General features: G+C 71.4%; 18 protein-coding genes. 16 read left to right on the forward strand and 2 right to left on the reverse strand.

Annotated features, from left to right (window positions below; translation table 11 throughout):
- The first annotated feature begins 181 nt into the window (after positions 1-181).
- The gene (gene idi, locus AHOG_RS07700; RefSeq protein WP_093940727.1) at positions 182-751 is read left to right on the forward strand and encodes an isopentenyl-diphosphate Delta-isomerase; all 570 of its coding nucleotides are present in this window, start codon (positions 182-184) and stop codon (positions 749-751) included.
- Positions 752-1,428: 677 nt separating this feature from the next.
- Here the strand turns inward: idi and AHOG_RS30460 are convergent.
- The gene (locus tag AHOG_RS30460; RefSeq protein WP_157736705.1) at positions 1,429-1,935 is read right to left on the reverse strand and encodes a S8 family serine peptidase; all 507 of its coding nucleotides are present in this window, start codon (positions 1,933-1,935) and stop codon (positions 1,429-1,431) included.
- A gap of 387 nt (positions 1,936-2,322) precedes the next feature.
- Between AHOG_RS30460 and AHOG_RS07705 the strand changes: the two genes are divergently transcribed.
- The 11 genes from AHOG_RS07705 to AHOG_RS07755 all read left to right on the forward strand — a co-directional run bounded on the left by AHOG_RS07705 (position 2,323) and on the right by AHOG_RS07755 (position 19,006).
- On the forward strand, positions 2,323-3,465 hold the full coding sequence (locus AHOG_RS07705) for a TIGR03936 family radical SAM-associated protein (RefSeq protein WP_093940728.1): 1,143 nt from the start codon (positions 2,323-2,325) through the stop codon (positions 3,463-3,465).
- 195 nt (positions 3,466-3,660) lie between these two features.
- Positions 3,661-6,516, forward strand: coding sequence for a translation initiation factor IF-2 N-terminal domain-containing protein (locus AHOG_RS07710; RefSeq protein WP_093940729.1), 2,856 nt, complete (start codon positions 3,661-3,663; stop codon positions 6,514-6,516).
- A 988-nt stretch (positions 6,517-7,504) separates the two neighbouring features.
- On the forward strand, positions 7,505-8,179 hold the full coding sequence (locus AHOG_RS07715; RefSeq protein ID WP_093940730.1) for a P-loop NTPase family protein: 675 nt from the start codon (positions 7,505-7,507) through the stop codon (positions 8,177-8,179).
- Positions 8,176-9,516 (forward strand): ABC transporter substrate-binding protein, encoded by a 1,341-nt coding sequence (locus tag AHOG_RS07720; protein ID WP_093940731.1) that lies wholly within the window; start codon positions 8,176-8,178, stop codon positions 9,514-9,516. Before AHOG_RS07715 ends, AHOG_RS07720 begins: the two co-directional genes overlap by 4 nt.
- A gap of 195 nt (positions 9,517-9,711) precedes the next feature.
- The gene (locus AHOG_RS07725) at positions 9,712-11,985 is read left to right on the forward strand and encodes an ABC transporter permease subunit (RefSeq protein WP_157736706.1); all 2,274 of its coding nucleotides are present in this window, start codon (positions 9,712-9,714) and stop codon (positions 11,983-11,985) included.
- Positions 11,972-13,510: a hypothetical protein gene (locus tag AHOG_RS07730; RefSeq protein ID WP_093940733.1), complete on the forward strand. Its 1,539-nt coding sequence runs from the start codon at positions 11,972-11,974 to the stop codon at positions 13,508-13,510. The genes AHOG_RS07725 and AHOG_RS07730 overlap by 14 nt, the downstream gene beginning before the upstream one ends.
- A 144-nt stretch (positions 13,511-13,654) precedes the next feature.
- Positions 13,655-13,966 (forward strand): 50S ribosomal protein L21, encoded by a 312-nt coding sequence (rplU, locus tag AHOG_RS07735; RefSeq protein WP_093940734.1) that lies wholly within the window; start codon positions 13,655-13,657, stop codon positions 13,964-13,966.
- A gap of 14 nt (positions 13,967-13,980) precedes the next feature.
- Positions 13,981-14,238, forward strand: coding sequence for a 50S ribosomal protein L27 (gene rpmA, locus AHOG_RS07740; RefSeq protein ID WP_093940735.1), 258 nt, complete (start codon positions 13,981-13,983; stop codon positions 14,236-14,238).
- A 128-nt stretch (positions 14,239-14,366) separates the two neighbouring features.
- Positions 14,367-15,809 carry a GTPase ObgE gene (gene obgE / locus AHOG_RS07745; RefSeq protein WP_093940736.1) on the forward strand — a complete coding sequence of 481 codons (1,443 nt, stop codon included), beginning with the start codon at positions 14,367-14,369 and terminating at the stop codon, positions 15,807-15,809.
- Entirely contained in the window at positions 15,806-16,936 is a 1,131-nt protein-coding gene (gene proB, locus AHOG_RS07750) for a glutamate 5-kinase (RefSeq protein ID WP_093940737.1), read from the forward strand. Before obgE ends, proB begins: the two co-directional genes overlap by 4 nt.
- Positions 16,937-17,365: 429 nt before the next feature.
- The gene (locus AHOG_RS07755) at positions 17,366-19,006 is read left to right on the forward strand and encodes a DUF7937 domain-containing protein (protein WP_157736707.1); all 1,641 of its coding nucleotides are present in this window, start codon (positions 17,366-17,368) and stop codon (positions 19,004-19,006) included.
- 386 nt (positions 19,007-19,392) lie between these two features.
- Here AHOG_RS07755 and AHOG_RS07760 read toward each other — a convergent pair whose 3' ends face one another.
- Positions 19,393-21,504 carry a RecQ family ATP-dependent DNA helicase gene (locus AHOG_RS07760; protein ID WP_093944261.1) on the reverse strand — a complete coding sequence of 704 codons (2,112 nt, stop codon included), beginning with the start codon at positions 21,502-21,504 and terminating at the stop codon, positions 19,393-19,395.
- A 93-nt stretch (positions 21,505-21,597) separates the two neighbouring features.
- Here AHOG_RS07760 and AHOG_RS07765 point away from each other — a divergent pair, with 93 nt between their 5' ends.
- From AHOG_RS07765 to nadD, 4 genes are all read left to right on the forward strand, one after another.
- Positions 21,598-22,983: a glutamate-5-semialdehyde dehydrogenase gene (locus AHOG_RS07765; RefSeq protein ID WP_245856617.1), complete on the forward strand. Its 1,386-nt coding sequence runs from the start codon at positions 21,598-21,600 to the stop codon at positions 22,981-22,983.
- A gap of 953 nt (positions 22,984-23,936) precedes the next feature.
- Positions 23,937-24,047, forward strand: a complete 111-nt coding sequence (locus AHOG_RS29835) for a cytochrome P450 (protein ID WP_221438501.1) — start codon at positions 23,937-23,939, stop codon at positions 24,045-24,047.
- A 232-nt stretch (positions 24,048-24,279) separates the two neighbouring features.
- Positions 24,280-24,504 carry a ferredoxin gene (locus AHOG_RS07775; protein ID WP_093940740.1) on the forward strand — a complete coding sequence of 75 codons (225 nt, stop codon included), beginning with the start codon at positions 24,280-24,282 and terminating at the stop codon, positions 24,502-24,504.
- Positions 24,505-24,591: 87 nt separating this feature from the next.
- On the forward strand, positions 24,592-25,176 hold the full coding sequence (gene nadD, locus AHOG_RS07780) for a nicotinate-nucleotide adenylyltransferase (protein ID WP_093940741.1): 585 nt from the start codon (positions 24,592-24,594) through the stop codon (positions 25,174-25,176).
- Positions 25,177-25,193 lie beyond the last annotated feature (17 nt).

The raw sequence follows: 25,193 nt of genomic DNA on the forward strand, positions 1-25,193 counted from the left end.
GTCTGATCCTGGGGGGACGGGCGGCCCCGGCGCCATCGCGTCGAGGCCGTCCCATGCGGTCTGTGGTCCTCCTCCGTCGGGTGCGGAAGGTCGGGCGGTCGAGCGGTGGCGGCGCGGTCGCCCATCGCACGCCGTGTGACCCGAGGGCAGACGATCAGGCCCCGACACCAGGAGGACTCGGATGACCGTCACGCCACGGGAACAGCAGCGCAGCCGTGAAGAGCGGCTGGTGGAACTGGTCGACGAGCAGGGGCGGACGGTGGGCCGTTCCTCGGTCCACGACGCCCACTCCGACGGCGGGATACTGCACCGCGCCTTCTCGGTGATGCTCATCGACGATCGAGATCGCGTGCTGCTGCAGCAGAGGTCCTCCGCCAAGCTGAGATTCCCGACTCGGTGGACCAACACCTGCTGCGGGCATCCGTGGCCCGGCGAGCCGGTGGCGACGGCGGCGCGGGCCCGGCTGCGCGAGGAACTGGGCGTGGAGGTCGCCGAGCTGAGCGACGCGGGCGCCTTCGTCTATCGGGCGCCCGACGCCGAACAGGGTTACGTCGAGCACGAGTACGACCATGTCCTGATCGGTCGGTTCGAGGGGGAGCCCGGCGCGGTCGACCCGAGTGAGGTCCGTGCCCTGCGCTGGGAGCCGCTGACGGAAGTGCTCGCGGCCGTGGCCGAGGGAGGACGCGAGGACTTCACCCCGTGGTTCCCGCAGGTCGCCGGGGCCACCCGCGCCTTCATCGCCCGGCGCTGATCCCGATCCCGCGCCGGGACCCTCCGCGGGGCCGCCCGCGGCAGTAAGACGTCTCGCGCGCGGGGATCGGTCTCGCCCGGCAGAGCCGCCTGCGTGCGTCGCGCAGGTGTGGGGCGCGGTGCGGGCAAGGGCGTTGCGCTGGCAGGGCGCACGGCGGACGGGCCGAGTCTTTCGTGTCGCTCAGCGCAGCAGGTCGCGATGGGCGACTCGACGGCACCCACCGGCTCGGGCACCCGGCGTTTTCCACCAGGACGGCTCCCGCGAGGCAGAGCAGCGCGGTGCCCAGCAGGAGCAGGCTCGTCGTCGAGAGCCGGGGGAAGGCGCCGCCCGCGAAGGACACCCCAGACCAGCAGCGGGCAGACACCGCCCACGATCAGCGTGGCGCCGAGCCAGTCGATGCTGACCTCGCGTCTGACCAGCGGCAGCCGCAGCGTCCGGCCCAACACGAGGAAGGCGGCGACCACCACCGGGAGCGGGCAGGCGTGGGACGGCGCCGCGGCATCGAGGTCGCCCACGCGCCGTCTCGTCGCCGCGCGGCCGGCTCGGCCTTCCGATGCCCGACACCGTGCCGCGGCGGTTTCGGGCCCCTGCCGACGGCTCGGGACGCCGACCGTGTTCGGCATCGCCGACGCGCGGTTCGCCGTCGTCGCGAGTCGCGCAGGCTCCGTGCCGAAAGCTCACGCGATCGTGGTGGTCGAGGCCCAGGGCTGGTCGGGCTGGCCCGGGCGGGTGATCGGAGTCGGCGTACCCGCTCGGTTCAGTCGCGTACCGCCGAGAACGCGTCGACCAGACCCGCGCCGTAGAAGCCGTTGTACGACCGGCTGCCGACACAGTCGGCACCGCGCGTCCGGCGTCCGGCGTCCCGTCCAGGTCGAGGTCGTACTCCTCGCGGCAGGGAGTGGTCTCGCCTGCGCGCGCAGCTTCGAGCGGACTCCGGCGGCGGGGGAGGCGTCGGGATGCCGCGAGAACGGCAGCGCGGCTACCTGGGCGACGGGAGGTGCCGCCATCGAGGTGCCGCACCGGCCCTCATAGCCGCCCGGGACGGCCAGGCCGCACACACCGGCCCGGACCGCCGCGCCCGGAGCACCACCGGGCGCCGACTGGCGCGGCGAGATCCACCATGCCCGGCCCGTACGAGCCGTAGCGCGCCTCCCGTCGGCCGCCACCGCCGGGACGGTGATCACGTCGGGGTGTCCGCAGGAGTCGGGAGGCGGTCACGCCTGAGGGGCCCGGCCGACGGACCGCCCTTGAGGGCCCGGAGGACGACCGCCACGGCCGCTGCCGCCGGGCTCAGCAGCCAGGAGTTCGCTCCTGTCTGCATCGATCACGTATCGGAGGAGTCGCCTCGCTCGCCCGCGTCATCGCCGTAGCCGCCACCTCTGCACGACATGGCCGGATTCCGTTCGGGTGAGCGGTCCTCGTGATGTGCGGACGGTGACCAGCCGGGCGGCGCCGAGACAAGCAACGGCCGTCGTGCGGGGCGCGGTACCGTCTTGCGCGACCCCCGACATGCGGTGCCAGGATGGTGTGAGCTGAGCGGCAGATCCGAACCGAACCCGTCCCTACCCTCGGTGCAGCGACTCCGCCTGAGGTTCGCCAAGCGTGACCGGCTCCGGTTCACCTCTCATCGAGACGTGGCGCGCTCCGTGGAGCGTGCGCTGCGCCGGGCGGGTGTGCCGATGGCGTATTCGAAGGGCTTCAATCCGCATCCGAAGGTCTCGTGGGCGGGCGCCGCGCCGACCGGCGCCGCCAGCGAGGCCGAGTACGTCGAACTCGCCTTGGTCGAACGGGTCGATCCCTCGATACTCGGGCGCGAGCTGAACGCGGCGTTGCCGCCGGGTCTGGACATCGTCGACGTGGTGGAAGCCGGCCCGGGATCGTTGGCGGACCGCCTGACCGCGAGCATCTGGCGGATCGAGGTGCCCGGCGTCGACCCGGAACTGCTTCGCGACGCCACTCGCCGAATGCTCGCCGAACCCGTGGTCGAGGTGGAGCGGATGACCAAGAACGGCCGCCGCACCATCGATGCGCGGGCCGCGATCGTGGGGGCGGAGGTCTACTCCTCGGCCGCCGCATCGCCGCCGGAGGTATTGGTGGAGCCGGAGAAGTCGCTGGAGCCGAAGAAGTCGGCGGCCGCTGGCGTGACGGCAGCCGAGGAGGCGACGGCAGCGCTGGATGCGGCAGCTGCGCCGGGAGTGGCGGCGGACAGTGCGTCGTCGGACACGACGGCGCCGCCGGTCGTCTCCGACGACGCCACGTGCCCGGTCCATCCTGCCGACTCGACGCTCGCAACGCGCCCCATGGCGGCCTCGGCGCCTCGGCGCGACGAACATCTCACCGCCTTGGTCGACGACGACTCTCCGCAGGCGCCCGCATCGACGAACGGTGTATTGGCAGGCCCAGGCCGTCCGCCCATGGTGGAGCAGACGAGAGAGTCCTGCACGCAGAGTGATGAATCCGTGGCTCGGCGCGCCGGAACGGCTGATCGCCGCAGTGTGGAAAGACCGTATGGGATACTCGTGGTGGTAGTGCGGCAGGTGACTCCGACCGTGCGACCGGACGACGTGCTGAGTGCGCTTCGCGTCGTCGCTGCTGTGGAGCCGCCGGTACCCGCGAAGGCGACCCGGATGGCGCAGGGGCGGCTCGACGATGATGGGCGTCTAGTCGATCCGCTGACCGCTGACCGAGCGGTTGCCCGACCTGGCGTCGGGTAATCCCTGTCCCACAGGGGATGTGGGACGGGCCCACACGGCGTCGTAGGCATCCGCCTGCGCTGCTTTTCGAGTTCCGACTCGAGAACGGGCAGGCTTCAAACAGGATTCCCGTCGCTCGACGCGACGGAGACGAACAGGAAGGCCCCTGCGCGGCCGCGTCCGACCAACGGACGCGCCCGGGGGCGGAGGAGCTGTATGTCGATGAAGAACGTGCCCGCTGACGAGCGCAGCGGGACTGCCGAGGCGCCGGCGGGCGGGGCGGAGCTGGAACTGCCCGCCAAGTTGCGAGTGCACGCCCTCGCCAAGCTGCTGGAGGTGCGGAGCAAAGACGTGCTGACCGCACTGGAGACGTTGGGGGCCGAGGTCCGCAGCGCCCAGTCCAGCGTGTCCCGTGAGCTGGCACTACAGGTGATCGAGAAGCTGGCTCCCGCGCAGGAGGCCACCCGGACGCAGCGCGTGGACGCCGCCGAGGAGCCGGCCGCCGAGCCGGCCGGAGAGGACGTCGGACCGAGGGCTGCGGCCGCCCCGGTGTTCGCGCCGCCGCAACCGGTCTTCCTGCCGCCGCAGCCCGCGGCCGCACCGGCGGCCCGGCCGGCGCCTGCGAAGCAGTCGCCGGCGCCGGCGACGCAGACGCAGCAGCCCGAGCCGGTGGTCGAGCCGCAGACGACGTCCCCTGCGGCGACGGAGGACGTCGACGAGGACGAGGACGCAGGCGGCAGGCGTCGCCGCCGGCGGGGACGCCGAGGCCGAGGCCGAGGCCGCGGCGGGCAGGACGCGGAAGGCGTCGACGAGCACGGCGAGGACGAGGAGATCACGTCCGCCGAGGCCGCGACCGACACGGCTCCAGAGACCCCCGCCGAGGAGCCGGAGACGGCCGAATCCGACACGGAGGACTCCGACGGCGAGCAGGCCGAGGGCAGCAGGCGTCGCCGTCGTCGCAGGCGGCGGAAGGGCACCGGTGAGGACGACACGGCGTCCCGTTCCGATGACCCGCCGAACACGGTGGTGCACGTCAGGGAGAGCAAGCCGGCTCAGGCCAAGGCCGACACCGTCGTCGAGGACGAGGTTCGTTCGGTCCGCGGCTCGACGCGGCTGGAGGCCAAGCGCCAGCGCAGGCGTGACGGCCGCGAGGCGGGTCGTCGGCGCGTGCCGGTGCTGTCGGAGGCCGAGTTCCTGGCACGTCGCGAGTCGGTGGAACGCCGGATGATCGTGCGTGAACGCGGCGACCGCACTCAGATCGCCGTGCTGGAGGACGGCGTCCTGGTCGAGCACTTCGTGACGTCCTCGGGAACCGGTTCCATCGTCGGAAACGTCTACCTCGGCCGAGTGCAGAACGTGCTGCCGAGCATGGAGGCCGCGTTCGTCGACATCGGCCGAGGGCGCAACGCCGTGCTGTACGCGGGCGAGGTGGACTGGGACGCCGCAGGCCTGGAGGGCAAGGCCCGCAAGATCGAGCAGGCGTTGTCCACCGGGGACAGCGTGCTGGTCCAGGTCACCAAGGAACCGGTCGGTCACAAGGGTGCCCGCCTGACCACCCAGATCAGTCTCCCCGGACGATTCCTGGTGTACGTGCCGGGCGGCGGAGCCACCGGCATCAGTCGAAAGCTTCCCGATGTCGAACGCAAGCGGCTGAAGGAGATCCTCAAGCGCATCGTCCCCGACGAGGCCGGGGTGATCATCCGTACCGCGTCGGAGGGCACCAGCGAGGAGGCCCTGGATCGGGACGTCCGCAGGTTGCGTGCCCAGTGGGAGGTCATCAAGGAGCGGGCCGCGGTGCCCCGCGCCCAGGCCCCACAGTTGCTGTACGAGGAGCCGGATCTGCTCATCAAGGTCGTCCGGGACCTCTTCACCGAGGACTTCTCGGGCCTGGTCGTCCAGGGTGACGGTGCGTGGGACACCATCGAGTCGTACGTGAATCACGTCGCGCCTGACCTGGTGAGCAGGCTGCGCAGGCACGTCGGACTGAAGGACGTGTTCACCGAGCATCGTGTGGACGAGCAGCTGGCCAAGGCATTGGATCGGAAGGTCTGGCTGCCCTCCGGCGGTTACCTCGTGATCGACCGCACCGAGGCGATGACGGTCGTCGACGTCAACACCGGCAAGTTCACCGGCTCCGGGGGAAACCTGGAGGAGACCGTCACCCGGAACAACCTGGAGTCGGTCGAGGAGATCGTCCGGCAACTGCGGCTGCGAGACATCGGCGGCATCATCGTCATCGACTTCATCGACATGGTCTTGGAATCCAATCGCGATCTCGTGTTGCGCAGGCTCACCGAGTGTCTCGGCCGGGACCGCACCCGACACCAGGTCGCCGAGGTGACCTCGCTGGGCCTCGTGCAGATGACACGCAAGCGTGTCGGCACCGGCCTGTTGGAGGCCTACAGCACCACCTGTGAGCACTGTCGGGGCCGCGGTGTGATCGTCTCGACCGAGCCGGTGGGTGCGGGCGGCGCATCGACATCGGGTGGGAACTCCCACACTTCGGGCAACGGCACGACGAGCCATCAGCATCAGCATGGCGCTGCCGCGGGAGCCCAGATCAACGGCGCGGGCAGCACGGACAAGCAGAACGGCAGCGCTTCCGCCTCTTCGCGCCGGTCGCGTCCCCGGGGCAAGGGCAACGTCGTCGTCGACACGGTGGCCGAGACGCCGGCCCAGGCGACGGAGCACGCCGTGGAGACGCAGACCGAGAACAGCCGGGAGAACGGCGACGCACCTCGGCAGGGACGTCGGCAGACCAAGGCCGAGGCCCGCGCCGAGGCCAAGGCCAAGGCGGCACGCGAGGCCGAGGCCGCTCGTGCGACTGAGTCGGCTCGCCCGGCCGAGCCCGCGAATGAGCTGCCGCCGGCGCAGGAGCAGCAGGCAGCCGAGCCGGGCCGCCGGAACGGGCATCCGGTGGAGACTCCGGCTGACTTGGAGCCTGCCGCCGAGCCCGCCGCTTCGGCAGCGGCCGCCGTGACGCCTGCGGCGGCCCCCGCCCGTCGGCAGCGTAGGCGTGCCGCGGCCCGCCCGGCAGGGCCGCCGAAGGGGAATCAGGCCGGCGAGGAGTGATCATGACGACGGGGCTCGGAACACCGGGCCCCGTCGTGCTTTTTCTCAGCCGCAGTCGGGGTCGTCGGTGCTGGGACGGTCGGTGCTGGAACGCCGTCGACGAGGCGAGGGCGATGACTGCGCTGAGGACGATGAGCACGTAGACGTTCATGACACGACTATCGAACACATGTTCTAGATCGGCAAGATATCGATCGAGTGGAGTGTGTTCGTGCCTCGCGAACGCCTGTGGCGGACGCCACGAAGGCGCTCCGGGAACGGCGCTGCCTGCACGCGGGAGGCTCGACTCGTGGACTGGGGCGAATCGGTCGGCCCCGGTGGCGTTCCATGTCGCGGTGCTCATGCGGGTCCGCCGTGTCTGCGGACCACGGCCTGGTCCTTCGTCGAACGGGCCGCCCGGTCTCTCGTCGAACGGGCACTGTCCACCCGATGGAGGACTGCGAGGCGTCTACGGACGCTCCGGTCGACGAATCGAGGATGAACGTCCGTCGGAAGTCGTCACGGTCGCCCTTCTGATTTCCCTGCTTCTGATTCGTCGAGTTCCGCGTACGGAACGAGATCCGGCGGAATGACGTTCGGCCGACCGGCGGAGTCGATTCTTCGCCGATCCCATCGAATGCGACTTATCGGGTGAGAAGGTGCCGCAGGCGGCTGGCGAGGGATTCGGTGTCGCCGCCCGAGTGGCGGCCCCTTCGCGGTCGCGGCCTGCTTCGATCCCACGTCGTCCTTCGCCGCGACGATGCGGCCTGGCCTGCTGCCGTGCTCAGCTGTCGCGTCGGAGGATGCGGACGGCCGCTGTCGACGTCGATTCCGCGACTTCAGCGCGGCGAGCGAGACCGCTCGCGGCCACGCATTGCTCGCGGACGGCCCCAGTCGGAATTCACGGTACTCGATCGGGCGTTATGCTCACTGTGATGCGGAACACTGTGCCGTGCGGGGGTATCGGATGGGGGCTGGTCTGTCTCTCGACGCCGTTCGGGTCGATGGAATGACTCGTTCGGTGAGCCTCACCGTGGCCGTCGGCGGACTCGCGGGTGTGGTCCTGCCGGATTCGGCGACGTTACGTCGATTCTCCGACGCGGTGGTCGGAACGGGAGATGGTGGGGCCGGTCGGGTCACCGTCGGCGGCCGGTCCAGGGCCCGACCGGATGCCGCCGGCGTCGACGGGGCGCAGCCGCTGATCGGCCTCGTCACGGCCGACGGCGGGCTGCTCCCACATCTCAGTCTTCGCGAGAACATCGTCTTCGGCCGCCTACGTGCAGGCGGCGGCGCGACCCCTCGACTCGTCGACGAGGCCGACACGGCCGCCGAGCGTGCGGGCCTGTTGATGAGTCTGGACCGCTATCCGCATCGGGCGACTCCCGGCCAACGCCAGCAGGCGGGCTTCGCCAGAGCGTTGTTCCGGCGGCGTCCCGCCGTCATCGTGGAGGACCGGACAGGGTTTCCCCGGTGGGCAGGCCGACTCGACGCCGCAGCCGCCCGGAGCGGCGTCGCGCTGCTGGTCGTCACGGACGATCGACGTCGGCTCGACGGATTCGTGGCCGCCGTCGACGTCGTCGACCTCACGTCGCCTGCCGAGTCCGCCGCCGAGCCCGTCACGCCGGGCCGGGGGCGACGGGCATCCGGACGGCGCCACACCCGACGTCGTGAGGCGGCCTCGTGAAGCGGGAGATGCCGTGCGGCGCCGATGGTGCCCGGCGAGTCGGCGTCTCCCGGCGCGTCGTGCTCGGCGCGCTGGCTCTGCCGTTCGGTGCTCTCGCCTGCACCGGTCCGATCGCCGGCTGCTCTGCGGTCACCGGGTCCCTGCGTGTCGCGGTGACCTGGAGCGGACGGGAACTGGCATCGTTCCGGCGAGTCCTCGACGTCTTCTCCGACCAGCACGGTGTCGGCACCGAGATCGTGCCGATGGGCGACGACATCGCCGCGGCCCTCGGCGAGCGGCCGGTGGGCGCCCCGGATGTGATCATGCTTCCCAGGCCCGGCCTGCTGCGTTCCGGTGTCGCCTCGGGCAGCCTGCTTCCCCTGGAGTTCGACGATGATGCGGCTCCGGAGGACTGGCGTGCGGTGATGTCGGTCGACGGTCGTCGGTACGGACTGCCCTTCAAGATCGCGCACAAGTCCTGCGTCTGGTATCGACCACAGGCACTGGCCGATCTCGGTGTCGCCGTCCCTACCACCTGGGCGGAGTGGATCACGCTCAACGCGACGCTGACCGAGGAAGGTCGCACACCGCTCGCCCTGGGCGCTGCCGACGGCTGGGTGCTCACCGACTTCTTCGAGAACGTCCTCCTCGGCGTCGACTCCGCTGCCTATCGGGCCCTGACGAAGACCGGTGTCGGCTGGGTCGAGGACGGCGTGCAAGAGGCGCTGCGCAGGGTCGGGACGATGTGGGGCGCCCCGTACGCGCTGGCGGGCGGAGCGGTGTCGGCGCTGGCCACCCAGCTCGACGAAGCGGTGCTCGACGTCTTCGCCAGAGGCGAGGCCGTGATGACGACCGGCTCCGACTTCGTCTACTCGGTGATCGCCGAGCACGGTCCCACCGCCCACGGGCAGCGCTGGCAGTGGGACCTCTTCCCCTTTCCCCGGGCGGAGCCCGACGGCCCCGCGCCACTGGTGATCGGCGGCGACGTCGCCGTGGTGACCACGCGGGCCCCACAGGCGGCGACGGATCTCGTCGAATGGCTGGCGGGGGCCGAGGCCGCCGCGATCTGGGCGGGGGAGGGCGGCTTCCTGTCGCTCCGGACCGACCTGCCGGACAACCGCTACCGGCATCCGCGGCTCGCGCGGCTGGCGGGTGAGGTTCGCGACCCGCCGGACGGACTCTTCTTCGATCTCTCCGATCAGCTCGGTGCGCGCGGGAGCAGGCTGTGGGGCGAGCTGCAGCGTTTCCTGCGCGAGGTCGAGGGCGCCGATGCGCGGCGTGTCGCCCGGCTCGCGTGGGAACTCGGCGAGCGGATGGACCGGCCGGTGCGCGGCGGCGCCCGAACGCCGGCGGGCTGACACGTGGCCGAGCCGGTCCAAGGCGGCGACGACCCTCCCGAGCGACCGTCCGGGCGCGGTGAGCGGCCCGTCGACGGCTCCGCTCTGTTCGCCCCGCGACAGCAGGCGGAGTCGGATGCCGGCTCTCGACGCGATTTCACCGGACCGGCGGACCGTGCCCCGAAGACGCCCTCGGCGACGGAACCCGTCCCCGACGTGGGCGACGTGGAATTCGAGACGGCCGGACGCGACATCACCGGACCTCGGCTGCACGGCGTGGCGGCTCGGCCGCAACGGGCGCACTTCCTGTCCGCCACCGGACTGCGCGTGGTGGCGAACACGGTCGCGGTGCTGCTGTTCCTGCTGCTCGTCGCGTCGATCCTGACGACCGTGTGGCGCAGCGTCCGCATGGACTGGCCGTCCGGCGGAGTCGGCATGTCGCACTACGTCGCGGTGCTGGCCGACCCGGCGATGCGTGCCGCGTTGCTCCGCAGCGGGCTCTGGGCCGTGGCGGCCGTCGGCGTCGCCCTGCTCGGGCTGATCGTGGCCGCGCTCGGCCGGTTCGTCGGCGGAGCCTCGCGGCTGCTCACCCTGCCACTGCTCATCCCGCTCGCCGCCTCGATGCTGGTGACGGGTGCGGCCTTCCGGCTGCTCATCGATCCCGATCCGGACCGAGGCGTCATCAGTGCCCTCGCCGTCGCAGGCTACGAGGCTTTCGCCGACCGTGCCCCCGCCGAGGGCGCGCGGCCTGACGAGCGTGCCCCCGAGGAGTCCCGCCTGTACGACCAGGGCGATCTGGTGACGACGTTCAACTATCGGGCGGGCTGTCATGTCGACCTTCGAGTGCTGACCACTCGCACGACACCGGGTCAGTCGGCTGTCGGCTCGTCGGCCCCGCCGGAGCCTGTCGCCCACGACACCGCGGCCTGTGCGGAATCGGACGACTCCGGGCCCGACCGGATCACCGGGACCCTGCGTGACCAGGCGGGCCCGCTGCCCGGCGTCACGGTGCGTGCCGATGCCGCCGGAACCGATCCGGTGGACACGGTGACCGATGACCGGGGCAGGTTCGTCCTCCCGCTCGGACCGCCCGCGGCGACCGAGCCCGTCGACCACCGTCTGATCATCCCGCAGTCGTCGATCGAGCCTGCCTGGCCGGGCCCGCAGCCGTACCGGGCCGAGGTGATCTGGATTCCCCTTGTCCTGGCCTTCACCTGGGCCTGGCTCGGCTTCGCCGTCTCGCTGTTCCGGACACGGCTGAACGCGATCCCTCCGGATCTGGTGCGGATCGCGAAGGCGGAGGGACTGCGCCCCGCACAGCGTTTGACACGACTGATCGTGCCGCTGCTGAGGCCGGTGATCACCGTCGTCCTGTTGACACTGGTGGTCGCCGCGGTGCGTCTGTTCGACCTGGTGCTGGTCATGGTCCCGGGCCCGCTTCAGCCGGACGTCGAGGTCGGTGCACTGCTCTGGTGGCGATCGCCGGAGGCGACGCCGGGGGAGCGGGCGGCGATGGCCACCCTGTTGTTCGGCATGGTCGCCGTGGTCGCGCTCGCCGCGGTGTGGGGGGTGCGGCGGGCGCGTGGTGTGACCAGCGTGATCCTTCCGATGCCTGCTCCCGCCGAGCGGGTGCCGCTGATCGGTCCGCCGATGCGGCAGCGGACCCTGCTGCGCCGGTCGGTCGCGGTCCTGCTCGGCCTGTTGGGACTGATCTGGCTGACTCCGTTGATCGTGCTCGTCGGGACCGCCTTGCGGGCACCCGCCGACGCCGCCGCGGCGGGATTCTGGGCGGGCGGCGTCCAGGGTCTGGGAGCCGACTCGTTCCGCGGTGCGCTGGACAACGGACTGGTCGGCGCGCTCGGCTCGAGTCTGTTCATGGCGGGGACCACCGCGCTGCTGGTTGCGGTGATCGCGGGCTCGGTGGGGCACGCTCTTGCCTGGAGCGGAGTGGGGCCACGCCTGGTCAGCGCCGCCGTGATCGTGCTTGCGCTGCTCGCCGTGGCGCCCGTGCAGCTGTACGCCGCGCCGATGTCGGAGTGGCTCGCCGCCACCAACCTGACCGGGACCTCGCTCAACCTCGCCTTGATCCTCGCGCACACGGCGGCCGGACTGCCGTTCGCGATCCTGCTGATGCGCGGGGCCTTCCTCACGACGTCCTCGGCACCTGATCGACGGGCGGCCGCGGCGGACGGCAGGCGGACCGGCGGGTTAGGACTCGTCCGACGACACTGGGACGCCGTCGTGGCCGTGGCGGTCCTCGAGTTCGTCCTGGTCTGGAACGATCTGGTGCTGGGGCTGCTGCTGGGCGGATCGCCCGCCTCGCCGCTGACGCTGCTGCTGTGGGGCGAGACCCGCTGGTTCCACACCTCGGCGGGTCCGATCGCGGCGGCGGCGGTGTTCTCGCTCATCGTGCCGTTGGTCGTGCTCGCGGCGGGTTGGCGGACGGCCGTCCGAGGGCTGACGGGGGTGCGGCGCCGTGGCGGGCGGTGATGCGCCCGGCGGCGGCGAGATTCGCGGCGCCGACGGCCTTGGCGACGGCGGTCCTCCCAGCAGCGGTCTTCCCGACGGTCCTCGCGGCAACGACGAGGTGCGGGAACGGATCGTCAAGATCCTGGCATGGCTGCCCCTGGGACTCCTCTCGGCCGCGATCGCCGAGGTCGTCCTCGCTCGACCAGACAGTCGGATCTCGCTGACGATCATCGTCGCCGCGTGTGCCTGCACGGCCGCCCTCGTGTGGATCGGCGTCGCTGCGCTGCGCTCGTGGCGGCGTCGCAGACCCGCCGATGTGGCGCCCACCGAGGCGGCAGGTGGTTCCGCACACGCGGGCCGCCCGGGTCGGGTCCTCCCCGGCCGTCGAGGAGGAGGGGACGGCCGAGGCACCGATGCCGCGGCGATCCGCTTCTATGCCCGGCGGGCCGAGTTCCACGCCGCCGACCTGGTCGTCCCCGGCAGCAGACGCGGGGCCGAGGAGTGGTTCGCCGCGGAGGCGGATCGAATGATCGAGCTGCTGAGCAGAGGTGGTGCGCGAGCGGCCGAACGGCGCCGGCTCGCGGTGATCGCGGGGGCGGTGGAGTCCTGGCTGGTCCGGCAGCGGCGGACCGCCGACCTGAGGAGACTCGCGGACGCGATGGAGGAGGGCTGCGAACGAGCCGTTCGACGGCGGGGCGGCGGTCTCGACGGATGGTCGAGACGGACGGCTCGTCGGGCGGCCGGGCGGCCGGACGCCGAGCTGCGCGGCCTCGCGAGGATCACCCGGGCCGCCGCGCTGCGACTCGACGGGTACGGCGAGCGAGCCGAGGAGGAACTCGGCGCGATCAGCATGACGGACTCGGGGTCGCTCTCCGGGCGAGAGAACAACGCCTGGGCCGTACTGCGCCTCCGTGAGGCGGAGCACGGCAGGGTCGACGGGAAGCTGTCGGCCCATCAGGAGGATGACGCCCTACAGGAGGCGGAGAGCTGCCTCCGCGACGCCGTCGAGCGCCTGCCCGCCTCCGACCTGCACGCCTGGATCGGCGTCCGGATCAACCTGGGTGTGCTGTGCCTGCGTCTCGGCGAGCCGCAGCACGCCCGTCACCATTTCACCGAGGCGGAATGGCTGGCCAGACAGCTCGAGGACCATTCGGCGGAGGCCCACGCGGTGGAGCTCGGCGGAGTCGCCGAGTGGCGGCTCGGCGACCGGGCCTACGCCTGCCGCCGCTGGCGCGCGGCCCGGGATCTCTTCGAGGGGATCGGCGAGGACGCCGGTCTGGCTCGCTGCCTCCTGCATGGGGGCACGGCGCTGCTCGTCCAGCCGGACCTCGGCGCCGAGCTGTCCGACGAACCGGGCCCGTGGACCGAGACGCGCGCGGCGGCTCTCGCGCTCGAGCACATCGACCGCAGCATCGGACTGCGGCACGCCGAGCCGGCGGGATCGCCCGGACTTCTGCTCGCTCATCGGCACCGTGACCAGGCAGAACGCCTTCTTCGTGCTGGCCGTGGGCCGGGGTCCGCCGCAGCGGACGCCACCCCGGTTTGACCCTCTGCCCGGCGGGCACGTAATCTGAGCGCCGGTCGCCCGTCCGGGCTGACCCAGCAGTGCGAGGTCACACAGAAATCCGCTTTGTTCTTCTGTGTTCGCACGCCGTCCATCATCGTCGAGTAGCAGGAGACTTCCGTCCTGATGTACGCGATCGTCAAGACCGGCGGCAAGCAGTACAAGGTGGCTGTCGGCGACGTCGTCGAGGTCGAGAAGCTTGAGGGCGAGCCGGGCACCGAGGTCAACTTCCCGGCGCTGCTCGTCGTCGATGGCAACGACATCACGCACGACGCGACCGCTCTGGAGAAGTTCTCGGTGACCGGCAAGGTCGTCGAGCAGTCCAAGGGCCCCAAGATCCGCATCCACAAGTTCAAGAACAAGACCGGCTACCACAAGCGGCAGGGTCACCGGCAGAAGCTGACCCGCGTCGAGGTCACCGGCATCTCCGACAAGTGAGGACCTGAGCAGCCATGGCACACAAGAAGGGCGCATCCAGCTCCCGGAACGGCCGCGACTCCAACGCCCAGCGGCTCGGTGTGAAGCGCTTCGGCGGTCAGGTCGTCAGCGCGGGTGAGATCCTGGTGCGCCAGCGGGGCACCAAGTTCCACCCCGGTGTGAACGTCGGCCGAGGCAACGACGACACGCTGTTCGCACTGTCCGCCGGGTCGGTGGAGTTCGGCAGCAAGCGTGGTCGTAAGACCGTCAACATCGTCCCGGCGCAGGGCTGAGTCCCGCCGCAGACGACGTCAACGACCCCGGGCGAGGGGCGGGCCAGGAGTTCCGGCCCGCCCCTCGCCCTGTGTCGTCTCGGCCCGGTGAATCCCTGGGCCGAAAGACTCAGGGAAGGAGTACCGCCGTGTCTCGTTTCGTCGACCGCGTGGTGATCCATGTGGCCGCGGGCAACGGCGGCAACGGCTGTGCCTCCGTGCACCGCGAGAAGTTCAAGCCGCTGGGCGGCCCGGACGGCGGTAACGGCGGGCGCGGCGGTGACGTCGTCCTCGTCGTCGATTCCAACGTGCACACGCTGTTGGACTTCCACTACCGGCCTAACGCCCACGCCACCAACGGTCGTCAAGGCCAGGGCAGCAATCGGGACGGCGCGACCGGTGTCGACCTGGAGCTGCGCGTGCCCGACGGCACGGTCGTCACCGACACCGACGGCAACGTGCTGGCCGATCTCACCGGTGACGGGACCCGTCTCGTCGCGGCGCAGGGCGGCCGGGGCGGGCTGGGCAACGCCGCGCTGGCGTCCAAGGCTCGCAGGGCTCCGGGTTTCGCGCTGTTGGGCGAGCCCGGCGAGGAACGCGATCTCGTTCTCGAGCTCAAGTCGGTGGCCGACGTCGGTCTGCTCGGCTTCCCCTCGGCGGGCAAGTCCTCCCTGATCGCCGTGCTCTCCGCCGCCCGTCCCAAGATCGCGGACTATCCGTTCACGACCCTGGTGCCGAACCTGGGGGTGATCACGGCGGGCGAGACCGTGTTCACCATGGCCGACGTGCCGGGGCTCATCCCGGGAGCCAGCCAGGGCAAGGGGCTCGGGCTCGACTTCCTTCGGCACATCGAGCGGTGTGCGGTGCTGGTCCACGTGCTGGACTGTGCGACGGAGGAACCGGGTCGCGATCCGGTCTCCGATCTGGAGGCGCTGGAGGAGGAGCTGGCCCGCTACACGCCCTCGCTCGGCGGGAATCTGGCGGACCGTCCCAGGATCGTCGTGCTCAACAAGATCGACGTCTTCGAGGCCCGGGAGCTGGCCGACATGGTCCGTCCCGACCTGGAGGAGCGGGGGCTTCGGGTGTTCCCGGTCTCCACCGCCACCCGAGAGGGACTTCGCGAGCTGACCTTCGCTCTCGGCACGATCGTGGCCGAATACCGGGCCGCCCAGCCCGTCCCGGAGGCGACCCGTCTCGTGCTGCGCCCCACCGCCGTCGACGACAGCGGGTTCACGGTCACGCCGAATCCCGCCGAGCCGGGTGCCTTCGTGGTCCGCGGTGACCGTCCGGAGCGATGGGTGTTGCAGACCGATTTCAACAACGACGAGGCCGTGGGGTATCTCGCCGACCGGCTGGCCCGCCTCGGCGTCGAGGACAAGCTCGCGGCACTGGGTGCCGAGCCCGGTGCGTCGGTGACCATCGGCGGACTCACCTTCGACTGGGAGCCCAGCACTCCGGCGGGAGTGACGACGGCCATGACCGGCCGGGGAACCGACCGGCGGTTGGAACGCAACGACCGAGTGCCCGCGAAGGAACGAAAGGCCGCCTCGCGGTTGCGGCGCGGGATCGACGTGGAGGACACGACGGGATGAGCGGTGGCGCGGAGGAGCGGTCGGAGACTCGACGGCGAGTCGGTGCGGCGCGCAGACTCGTCGTCAAGGTCGGCTCCTCCTCGCTCACCACCGCCGCGGGCGGGTTGGACACGGCACGGCTGGACGCGGTGGTCGACGCGGTCGCGGAGCGCTGCGCGCGCGGCGGTCAGCTGGTTCTGGTGTCCTCCGGCGCCATCGCGGCCGGGCTCGCGCCGCTCGCACTGGCGCGCAGACCCAAGGACCTGGCGACACAACAGGCGGCCGCGGGCGTGGGACAACTCGCGCTGGCCCACGCCTACGCCACGTCGTTCGGCCGCCATCAACGGGTGGTGGGCCAGGTGCTTCTGACCGCGGACGACGTCGTCCGCCGGTCGCACTACCGCAACGCTCAACGCACGTTCGAACGGCTGCTGGCGCTCGGTGTGGTGCCGGTCGTCAACGAGAACGACACGGTCGCGACCGACGAGATCCGTTTCGGCGACAACGATCGGCTGGCCGCGCTGGCCGCACACCTCGTCGGTGCCGACGCGCTGGTGCTGCTCTCCGACGTGGACGCGTTGTACGACGGCGACCCCCGACGCGGCGGGGCTCGCCGGATCACCGAGGTCGCGGGGGCCGCGGATCTGAACGAGGTGCGGGCCGGCGCGGGTCGGGTGGACGGACTGGGCACCGGCGGAATGGCGTCCAAGCTCGCCGCGGCACGTCTGGCGTCGTCCGCGGGCATTCCGGTACTGCTGGCAGGCGCCGACGCGGCGGTGCGGGCACTGGGCCCCGCCGACGTGGGCACGGCCTTCGCCGTCACCGGTCCTCGACTGTCCGCCCGCCGTTTCTGGCTCGGCCATGCCGCCAGCGCGACCGGGCGACTGCGACTGGACGACGGCGCGGTGGAGGCGGTCACGCAGCGTCGCCGGTCGTTGCTCGCGGCAGGCATCACCGGGACGACGGACGAATTCCACGCAGGCGACGTCGTGGAGTTGGTGGACGCGACCGAGCGGGTCGTGGCCCGCGGGGTCGTCGCCTACGACGCGGCTGAGCTTCCGGAGCTGATCGGCCGCTCGAGTCGTGATCTGCCCGCCGAGTTCCGCCGAGAGGTCGTGCATGCCGACGACCTCGTCGTCGTGCACTGACCGCCGCCACCCCGGAACCGCACGGGCGGCTCCGAGGACTTCCGCCAGGCCGACGCCCTCGACGACATCGCTGCCGACCCCCGGCATGCGGTCGCCTCGGCCGTCGACCGCATCCTTGGTGATCCCGACGACGAGACGTCCGGTCGGCAGGGCCAGAATGGGCGGCGTCCGGTGACCGAGAGTGTCGGTGGACGACACGTCGACACCCGGAGGAGGCTCAGGGGCGGGCCTGCGCTCGCCCCGCGAACGAGCGGACAGGGGAAGACCGTGAACGTGTGTGACGGCTGTGGGCGGGCGACGGCAGGTGGGAGCCGCTGCGTCGACTGCGCGCGGGCTCGATCCGGCGGAGTGATCCCGCCGCCCGTCGCGGGACGGCCGCAGGCAGGCGACGCGCGGCGGGGGCTCGACACGAGCCGATCCGGTGTGCCTGTGACCTATCCTCGTATCCCGCTGTCGGACCGAGTCCGGGACGGCGTCGCGGTGGTCCTCATCCTCGTGTCGTTGGTTCTGCCGTGGGACGGGCACAGCCTGGCCGCGGAGCGGATCGACGTGGTGCTGGCCGCGATACTCGCGCTCTTCTCGCCCGCCGTGCCGTACATCCTCCGTTCCGGAGCGTTGTCCGGGCGAGCCGACCTGCTGCGTACCTGGCTGTTGCGGGCGTCGTTCGCGCTGCCGTACCTGGCCGTGGTCGTGACGACTCTGGTCGTCGACATCGTGGTGGGCCGAGTCCCTGAAAGTCTTGTCTCGATCGACGGGCTGGTGCTCGGTTCAGGCACGGCGGGCGGGTTCGGCGCGGGACTGGGCGTCGGTCTGGCCGGTGTGCTGCTGGCCGCGGCCCCTCGCGTCGCGGAGCTGTCCAGGGTGCCGCGCGGTGTGGACGAGGCGTGGCGGATCGCCGCGGTCGCGGTCGCGACGCTGATCGTCCTGTGCCTGCTGCTGAGCACCGTGCTCGGATTGATCGATGTGTCGAGTGGGGTGCCGACGGCGACGATGACCGGCCTGGCGTCGCTGCTGGTGGTCATGATCGTGTTCACGGTGCCGCCGTTCGCCGGGATGGTCATGGGCGACCTCGGATGGCGCCGCGTCGTGATGTGGCTGGGTGCGACGGTGGCGGCGGCGATGCTGTTCGCTCCAGCCGTCGAGTCGATCTACCGCCCGCTGAGCGGTCTGGTCTTCTGGCCCGCGGCCGCCGCGCTCGCCGCCGCGCCGGGGGTGGTCAGGACCATGAACCAGACCGCGCCCGACGCCCTGCGGCTCGGCGTGGCGTCGCGAGCGTTGGAGCTGATCGCCGTCACCGGCGTGGCCGGATTCACCTACGGCGTCATCGTCTTCCTCGACGTCGAGTCCCAGCGTGGCGCACAGGTGCTGAGCCTGATCACGACGATGACCCTGATCGTCTGGTCGTTGACGGCCCACGCCGTCCTGCGCCGGGACCCTCACCGAGGTCGTGTCACCGCGTTGATCGCCGCCGTGGTGTTCCTGATGATCGGACTGGTCGAGCTCGTCGTCTGGGTCGTCATCCTCGATGCGGCGCCTGTCGACCCGGTGTCGCTCGGCGTGAGCTTCGCCCTGCCCGCCGTCGTGCTCGCGGCCCTCGCCTTCCCGTCGGGACTGCAAGGTCGGATCACGCTGCGTCGCTTCGACGGTCCCCCCGGGCAGCCTCGCGGATTCGCCGTCCCGAGGGGGACGGAGGAGGCGACCCCGACAACCGGACCGATCCGGGTGTTCGACGCGGCGAGCGTCGGCGCCGGCACGGCGGCGGCCGCTCGGTCTCCGGAGTCGGTGCGGGCCGACATGGCTGGATCGACCGGATCGACGACGTCCGTCACCGCCGCGGAGCCTGGTCGGGCCGCCGACGCGGCCGGGGGCCGGGACGCGGAATCGACGGGTGTGCCGCCGCGCGAGGTCGTGAGTCAGCATGTTCCGGCCGAGCCGCGGGCGGACGCGGAGCCAGGCGCCACACCAGTCGTGCAGAGCCTTGACAGCGTGCCGAGTCGTGCCGCCGCGGCCGCGACGAAGAGCGAGTCCACGCCCGACACCGCCCGAGCGGCGACGGCCGAGGCCGAGTGATCGACCGGACTGCCGAACCTAACGGGAGACCGCCTCGCGTCGCGGACCTTCTGCGCGCGGAGGCCGCCGGGATTCGCCAGGGGCGGTGTGCGCCTCGGCGCGGGCACACCCCTCGGTGCGCCGGAGCCTGAAGCCGGGCACCGCGCTCGGAGGGCCGGTACCGGACCCGGGTAGCACAGTCCTGCCGCGGTCCTGGACGTAGGCCCGGGCCTGCCCCGCGCGGGCGCGACGGGTGGGGGCGCACCGACTGCGGCGCACTACCGGCGACGTCCGCCGGAGCGCCCTGCCGCGTCCGCCCGCGGGCTCGACCCGAGCCGACGGTGCGAGCAGGATGCCGCGCGACGCGGGCCGTGGACGACGATCCACCGCCTGACCGGGTCTGCCCTTCAGTTCGTGACGGCGAGGGCGAAGGGCAGGACGGCGGGCGCTCCCGCCTGTCGGAGCAGCCGCGCGGTGATCGTCATGGTCCAGCCGGTGTCGACCCGGTCGTCGATCAGCAGCACGGGACCGTCGACGGCGGCGAGCCTGGCCGCCAGGGGTTCTCGCACCGCGAAGGCGTCCCACAGACCGGCGACCCGCTGTGCGCTGTTGGCTCGACGCGGAGCCTCTCCGACCGCGGAGACCTCTCCGAGGATGGGCAGTCTGCCGAGTGCGCCGATGCGCTCGGCGAGGCCGCGGATGAGCCGAGTCCGTGTGCGGGAGCCCACGGCGACGATCCCCACCGGTCGCCGTGCCCAGTCCCAGGACGCCAGCACCGAGACACAGGCCGCGACGATGTCCTCGGGCACCGGTCGATCGTCCCTGACACCCGGCGCGAGCAGTTCACGCAGCCGCGTTCCCCAGCCGATGTCGGTGAGCCTGCCCAGGGCCCGTCCCGGCTCGGCGGCCTGTCCCGCGTCGATCCTGCCGACGGCCTCGACGCCCAACGAGGGCATCCCGGCGGGCCACTGCCTGCGCGTGCCGATCTCCACACCGGGCCTGCGCAGGCGTTCGCCCGCCGCGCTCTCCTCGGCGGCCGACACCGCGCCCGACCAGCGTGTGCCGGTGCAGTTGTCACACCGGCCGCAGGGCGCCGCGGCCGGATCGTCGAGCTGGACGCGGAGGAACTCCATCCGACACCTCGTCGAGTCGAGGTAGTCGAGCATCGCCTGCTGCTCGGCCTGTCGGGCCTGCTCGATGCGCTGGTATCGCGTGGCATCATAGGTCCAGGACTCGCCCGTCCCCTCCCAGCCGCCGCGTACCCGCCGTACCGCGCCGTCGACGTCGAGGACCTTGAGCACGACCTCCAGCCGGTTCCTGGACAGCTCGACCCTGGGCTCCAGGGCCGAGGTCGACAGCGGGCGCTCCGCGGCGTTCAGCACGGCGAGCACCTCGGTGACGACCGATTCGGGCGGGAATGCCAGTGAGGCGAAGTAGCGCCAGATCTCGGCGTCCTCCCGTCCGGGCAGCAGCAGCACGTCGGCGCGGGCCACGCCACGGCCGGCCCGGCCGATCTGCTGGTAGTACGAGATGGGGGATGCGGGTGCACCCAGATGGAGGACGAAGCCGAGGTCGGACTTGTCGAACCCCATGCCCAGAGCGGACGTCGCGATCACCGCCTTGACCCGGTTGGCCAGCAGGTCCGACTCGATCTGCTCCCGTTCGGTCGCTTCGGTGCGCCCGGTGTAGGCGACGACCTCGTGTCCGCGTTCACGCAGATAGGCGGCCACCTCGTCGGCGGTGGCGACGGTCAGCGTGTAGACGATCCCCGAGCCGGTGAGCCGCGGTAGGTTCTCGGCGAGCCAGCCGAGCCGGGCCTCGGCGCTCGGCAGCCGCAGCACACCCAGGTGCAGGCTCTCCCGGTCCAGCGGACCCCGCAGCACGAGCGTCTGCGCGTCGGCCTGCCCCATTCCGAGCTGCTCGGTGACGTCGTGCACGACCCGATCGTTGGCCGTCGCCGTCGTCGCCAGCACCGGGACTCCCTCGGGGAGTTCCGTGAGCAGTGTCCGCAGCCTGCGGTAGTCCGGCCGGAAGTCGTGACCCCAGTCCGAGACGCAGTGTGCCTCGTCGACGACGAGCAGGCCCGCGCTCTCGGTCAGAGCAGGCAGCACGGTGTCGCGGAAGTCGGGGTTGTTCAGGCGCTCGGGACTGACCAGCAGCACGTCGACCTCGCCTGCGGCGACCGAGTCCTGCACGGCCTCCCACTCGGTGACGTTGGCCGAGTTGATCGTCGCGGCGTGCACGCCCGCGCGGGCGGCGGCCTCCACCTGATTGCGCATCAACGCCAGCAGCGGCGACACGATGATCGTCGGGCCTTCGCCGAGTTCGCGGAGCAGCGAGGTCGCCACGAAGTAGACGGCCGACTTCCCCCATCCGGTGCGCTGCACGACCAGCGCCCGCCTGCGGTCCACCACCAGCGCACTGATCGCGGCCCACTGGTCTTCGCGCAATCGTGCGTGCGGGCCCGCCAACGCGCGCAACCGCTCCTCGGCCAGTTCTCGCAACCCCTGCTCGTCCACGGTGTCAGGCATACCGCAGCCCGCCGTCGCGCCTTCGACCGGGCGTCGAGAAGTCACTCGATGCCGGTGATGCGAAGGCTCTACGCTGGGCAGATGACCAGCACGACGATGGGTGAGCGGTTCTCCGAGGACGCCGCCGCGAACGCCGCCGCAGCTCGCTCCTCCGCCGAGCAGTCGGCGAGCGGCCCGGCCCCGGCCGCCGACGCGGACACGGATGAGGCGCTGCGTGCCGAGGTTCTGGACGCGGCCCGGCGAGCCAGGGCGGCAGCCGTCGACATGGGCCTGGTGGCGAGCGCGGAGAAGGACACCGTGCTCGTGGCGATGGCGCAGGCTCTGGCGGACCATGCCCCGGAGGTTCTCGCCGCGAACGAGGTGGATCAGGCGGCCGCCCGGGAGAACGACATGTCCGCGAACCTCGTGGACCGGCTGACGCTGACCGAGGAGCGACTGGCGACGGTAGCCCAGGGTCTTCGGGACATCGCCGAGCTGCCCGACCCGGTGGGCGAGGTGGTGCGTGGCGGCGTGCTGCCCAACGGCCTGGAACTGCGTCAGCTTCGCGTTCCGCTCGGCGTGCTGGGCATGGTGTACGAGGGCAGGCCGAACGTGACGGTGGACGCCGCCGGGCTCGCTGTGAAGTCGGGTAACGCGGTCCTGTTGCGTGGATCGTCCTCCGCCGAGCGGTCCAACGCCGCGCTCGTCGCGATCCTGCGTGACGTGCTCGACGCCGCCGGCCTGCCCGCGGACGCCGTCCAGCTTCTGCCGTGCCACGATCGGGCGTCGGTCCGCCACCTGATCACCGCTCGCGGCCTGGTGGACCTGGTCATCCCACGCGGTGGGGCGGGTCTCATCGCCGCCGTGGTGGAACAGGCCACCGTGCCGACCGTCGAGACGGGGGTCGGGAACTGCCACGTCTACGTGGACGCCGCGGCCGACCTCGATCAGGCGGTCCGGATAGTGCTGAACTCCAAGACGCGCCGCCCCAGCGTCTGCAACGCGGCGGAGACGCTGCTGGTGCACCGGGAGGTCGCCCAGGCGTTCCTGCCGATGGTGGGTGCGAAGCTGCGTGCCGCCGAGGTCGTCCTGCACGCCGACACCGTCGCGGCCGGTCTGCTCTCGGAGTCGGTGCCCGCCGTCGAGGCGGACTGGGACACCGAGTACCTCTCGATGGACCTGGCGGTGAAGGTCGTCGACTCCTTGGACGAGGCGGTCGAGCACATCGCCCGGCACGGCTCGGGTCACACCGAGGCCGTCGTCACGACCGATCTCCGTGCCGCTCGCCGGTTCGTCGCCAGGGTCGACGCCGCGGCGGTGGTGGTCAACGCCTCCACGGGGTTCACCGACGGCGCGGAGCTGGGCATGGGGGCCGAGATCGGCATCTCCACCCAGAAACTGCACGCCAGGGGACCGATGGGGCTCCCGGAGCTGACCTCGACGAAGTGGGTGGTCTGGGGCGACGGGCAGGTCCGGCCCAGGTCCTGAGGCGACGGCGGGGACCGTCGCGCCGGGCGGTCCGCCCGAAGGAGCGTATTCACCGAGTCGTCTTGCTGCTCTCGGTGCTGTCCGGGGGTGGACAGACACCGTGAGTGGCGAATTCGGCGAACGATGACCCCACGAGGTCAGGTCTTGCCCTCCGAGGAGAGTCGACGGCTGGTGCTCGACCCGGTCCACGCGGTGCTGTGCACCACCGAACCCCTCCCTGGTGAGCCTGCCGTTCGGCGAGGACGGCCGGCTCGCGACGGCACGACGACGCGAGGACGGTCCTGGCCGGGCCCCGGTTCAGTCGTGCCGCCGCCGTGGGCCGTGACCATCCGAGGCTCGGCAGACATCGGAACGACGTGGGCATCATGGCCCTGGACCCGCCCCACCGCACCCGGGTGCGTGCGCTGGCGGGCGAGGCACTCACCAGCAGGCGTGTTCGACAGCTGCGGCTCGTGCGCAGGAGACCGCCGAGCGGCTCATCGGGGAGATGCCGCGGCGTGATCCGCTTGTCCACCTGGCCGAACACTTCTCCCTGCCGGTTCCGATCGCCGTGATCCGTGAGCTGACGGGCGGGCCGGTCGAGGATCGGGGTCTGTTGACGACCTGGGTGCCCACGTCGCCGGCCACCACTGGAGCCCCTGTCGAGGAGGTGCGACGGCAGCGGATCTCCATGCAGAACGATCCGACGGAGTCGGTCGCTCGCCGTCGTCGCGATCCGACCGACGACCTGTTGGGGTCGACGGTCCGGTCAAGGGACGGCGACGGCCCGTTCATCGACGACGAGACGGTGCTGTGGGGGGCCTCCTCACGGCGGGACACGAGACCGTCGCCACCCCGATTCCCGGTTTCCTGTGTCTGCTGTTCCCGAAGCCGGGGCTGCCGGAGCGGCTGCGTGCCGAGCCGTCTCTGATCGGCGTCGACCGTCGAAGAGCCGTTGTGGTGTCCCCTCCACCGTGCCCGCCGCCCGTTACGCACGGGAGGACGTCCAGCTCGGCGCGGGGGCGGCCGTCCTGATGGCGCTGTCCTCGGCGAACATGGAGGAGCCGCCGTCGCGGATGCGATGACATGGACGTGGCTCGTGAGTCGAACCCGCATCTCGGCTGCGGGTGCGGCAGCCATCACTGGCCCGGTTCGCAGTTGGCGAGAATGGGGCTTCAGGTCGCGCTGGAGACGATGCCGCGGAGGATGCCGGGGCTTCTCGATTCGGCGTCGAGGAGGATGCTCTCCAATGGAAGAGCGGGATGCTGATCCGGGGGCTTCGCGGCCTGCCGATCGGTTGGTAGGGAGGATCACGTCATGAGTCGCTGGAAGATCGACGTCAACCAGGGTGTGTGCGTCGGTTCGGGAATGTGCACGGGCACCGCGCCGGACCACTTCCGGCTGGAGGGCGCGGCGGCCAGTGCCGTCGCCGAGGAGATCGATGCCCACGACGAGGTGATCGACGCGGCGGAGAGCTGCCCCGTCGAGGCGATCCTGGTACGTGAGGTTGTGGGCGGGAAGGTCCTCGCGCCGACGGACTGAGTCGGATACGGCCGCTGCCCGTCACACCGACCGGTAAGCTGCCCGCTCGTGGCCGAAACGACGGCGGTGAGCTCGGCAGTGCGTCCTGTGCGTCGACGTGTCGGTGTGATGGGCGGCACCTTCGATCCCATTCATCACGGCCACCTGGTGGTCGCCAGCGAGGTGCAGGCGCGCTTCCAGCTGGACGAGGTGGTGTTCGTCCCCACCGGGAGACCGTGGCAGAAGGATGACCAGACCATCAGCGCGGCCGAGGACCGTTATCTGATGACGGTCATCGCGACGGCGTCGAATCCGCGTTTCTCGGTGAGCCGCGTCGACATCGACCGCAGCGGGCCGACCTTCACCGTCGACACCCTCAAGGACCTCCAGCACCGGCACCCGGACGCCGAGCTGTTCTTCATCACCGGCGCCGACGCTCTGGAACAGATCCTGTCGTGGCGTCGTGTCGAGGAGTTGTTCGCCCTCGCTCACTTCGTCGGCGTCACCCGGCCCGGTTACCAGTTGGTGGACCACCACCTGCCTGCGGGATCGGTCACGCTCATCGAGGTCCCCGCGATGGCGATCTCCTCCACGGACTGCCGCACACGCGTGGCGGACGGCATGCCGGTCTGGTACCTCGTACCCGACGGAGTCGTTCAGTACATCTCCAAACGGAGCCTGTACCAGGGCTGATCCCGCCATCGTGATCC

It is taken from the genome of Actinoalloteichus hoggarensis, assembly GCF_002234535.1.
Lineage (GTDB): Bacteria > Actinomycetota > Actinomycetes > Mycobacteriales > Pseudonocardiaceae > Actinoalloteichus_A > Actinoalloteichus_A hoggarensis.

Bases quoted from the DNA above. Each gene is read 5' to 3' on its own strand.
- idi (WP_093940727.1), top strand. From the start codon at position 182: ATGACCGTCACGCCACGGGAACAGCAGCGCAGCCGTGAAGAGCGGCTG.
- AHOG_RS07710 (WP_093940729.1), top strand. From the start codon at position 3,661: ATGTCGATGAAGAACGTGCCCGCTGACGAGCGCAGCGGGACTGCCGAG.
- AHOG_RS07715 (WP_093940730.1), top strand. From the start codon at position 7,505: ATGACTCGTTCGGTGAGCCTCACCGTGGCCGTCGGCGGACTCGCGGGT.
- rplU (WP_093940734.1), top strand. From the start codon at position 13,655: ATGTACGCGATCGTCAAGACCGGCGGCAAGCAGTACAAGGTGGCTGTC.
- rpmA (WP_093940735.1), top strand. From the start codon at position 13,981: ATGGCACACAAGAAGGGCGCATCCAGCTCCCGGAACGGCCGCGACTCC.
- proB (WP_093940737.1), top strand. From the start codon at position 15,806: ATGAGCGGTGGCGCGGAGGAGCGGTCGGAGACTCGACGGCGAGTCGGT.
- AHOG_RS07765 (WP_245856617.1), top strand. From the start codon at position 21,598: ATGACCAGCACGACGATGGGTGAGCGGTTCTCCGAGGACGCCGCCGCG.
- AHOG_RS07775 (WP_093940740.1), top strand. From the start codon at position 24,280: ATGAGTCGCTGGAAGATCGACGTCAACCAGGGTGTGTGCGTCGGTTCG.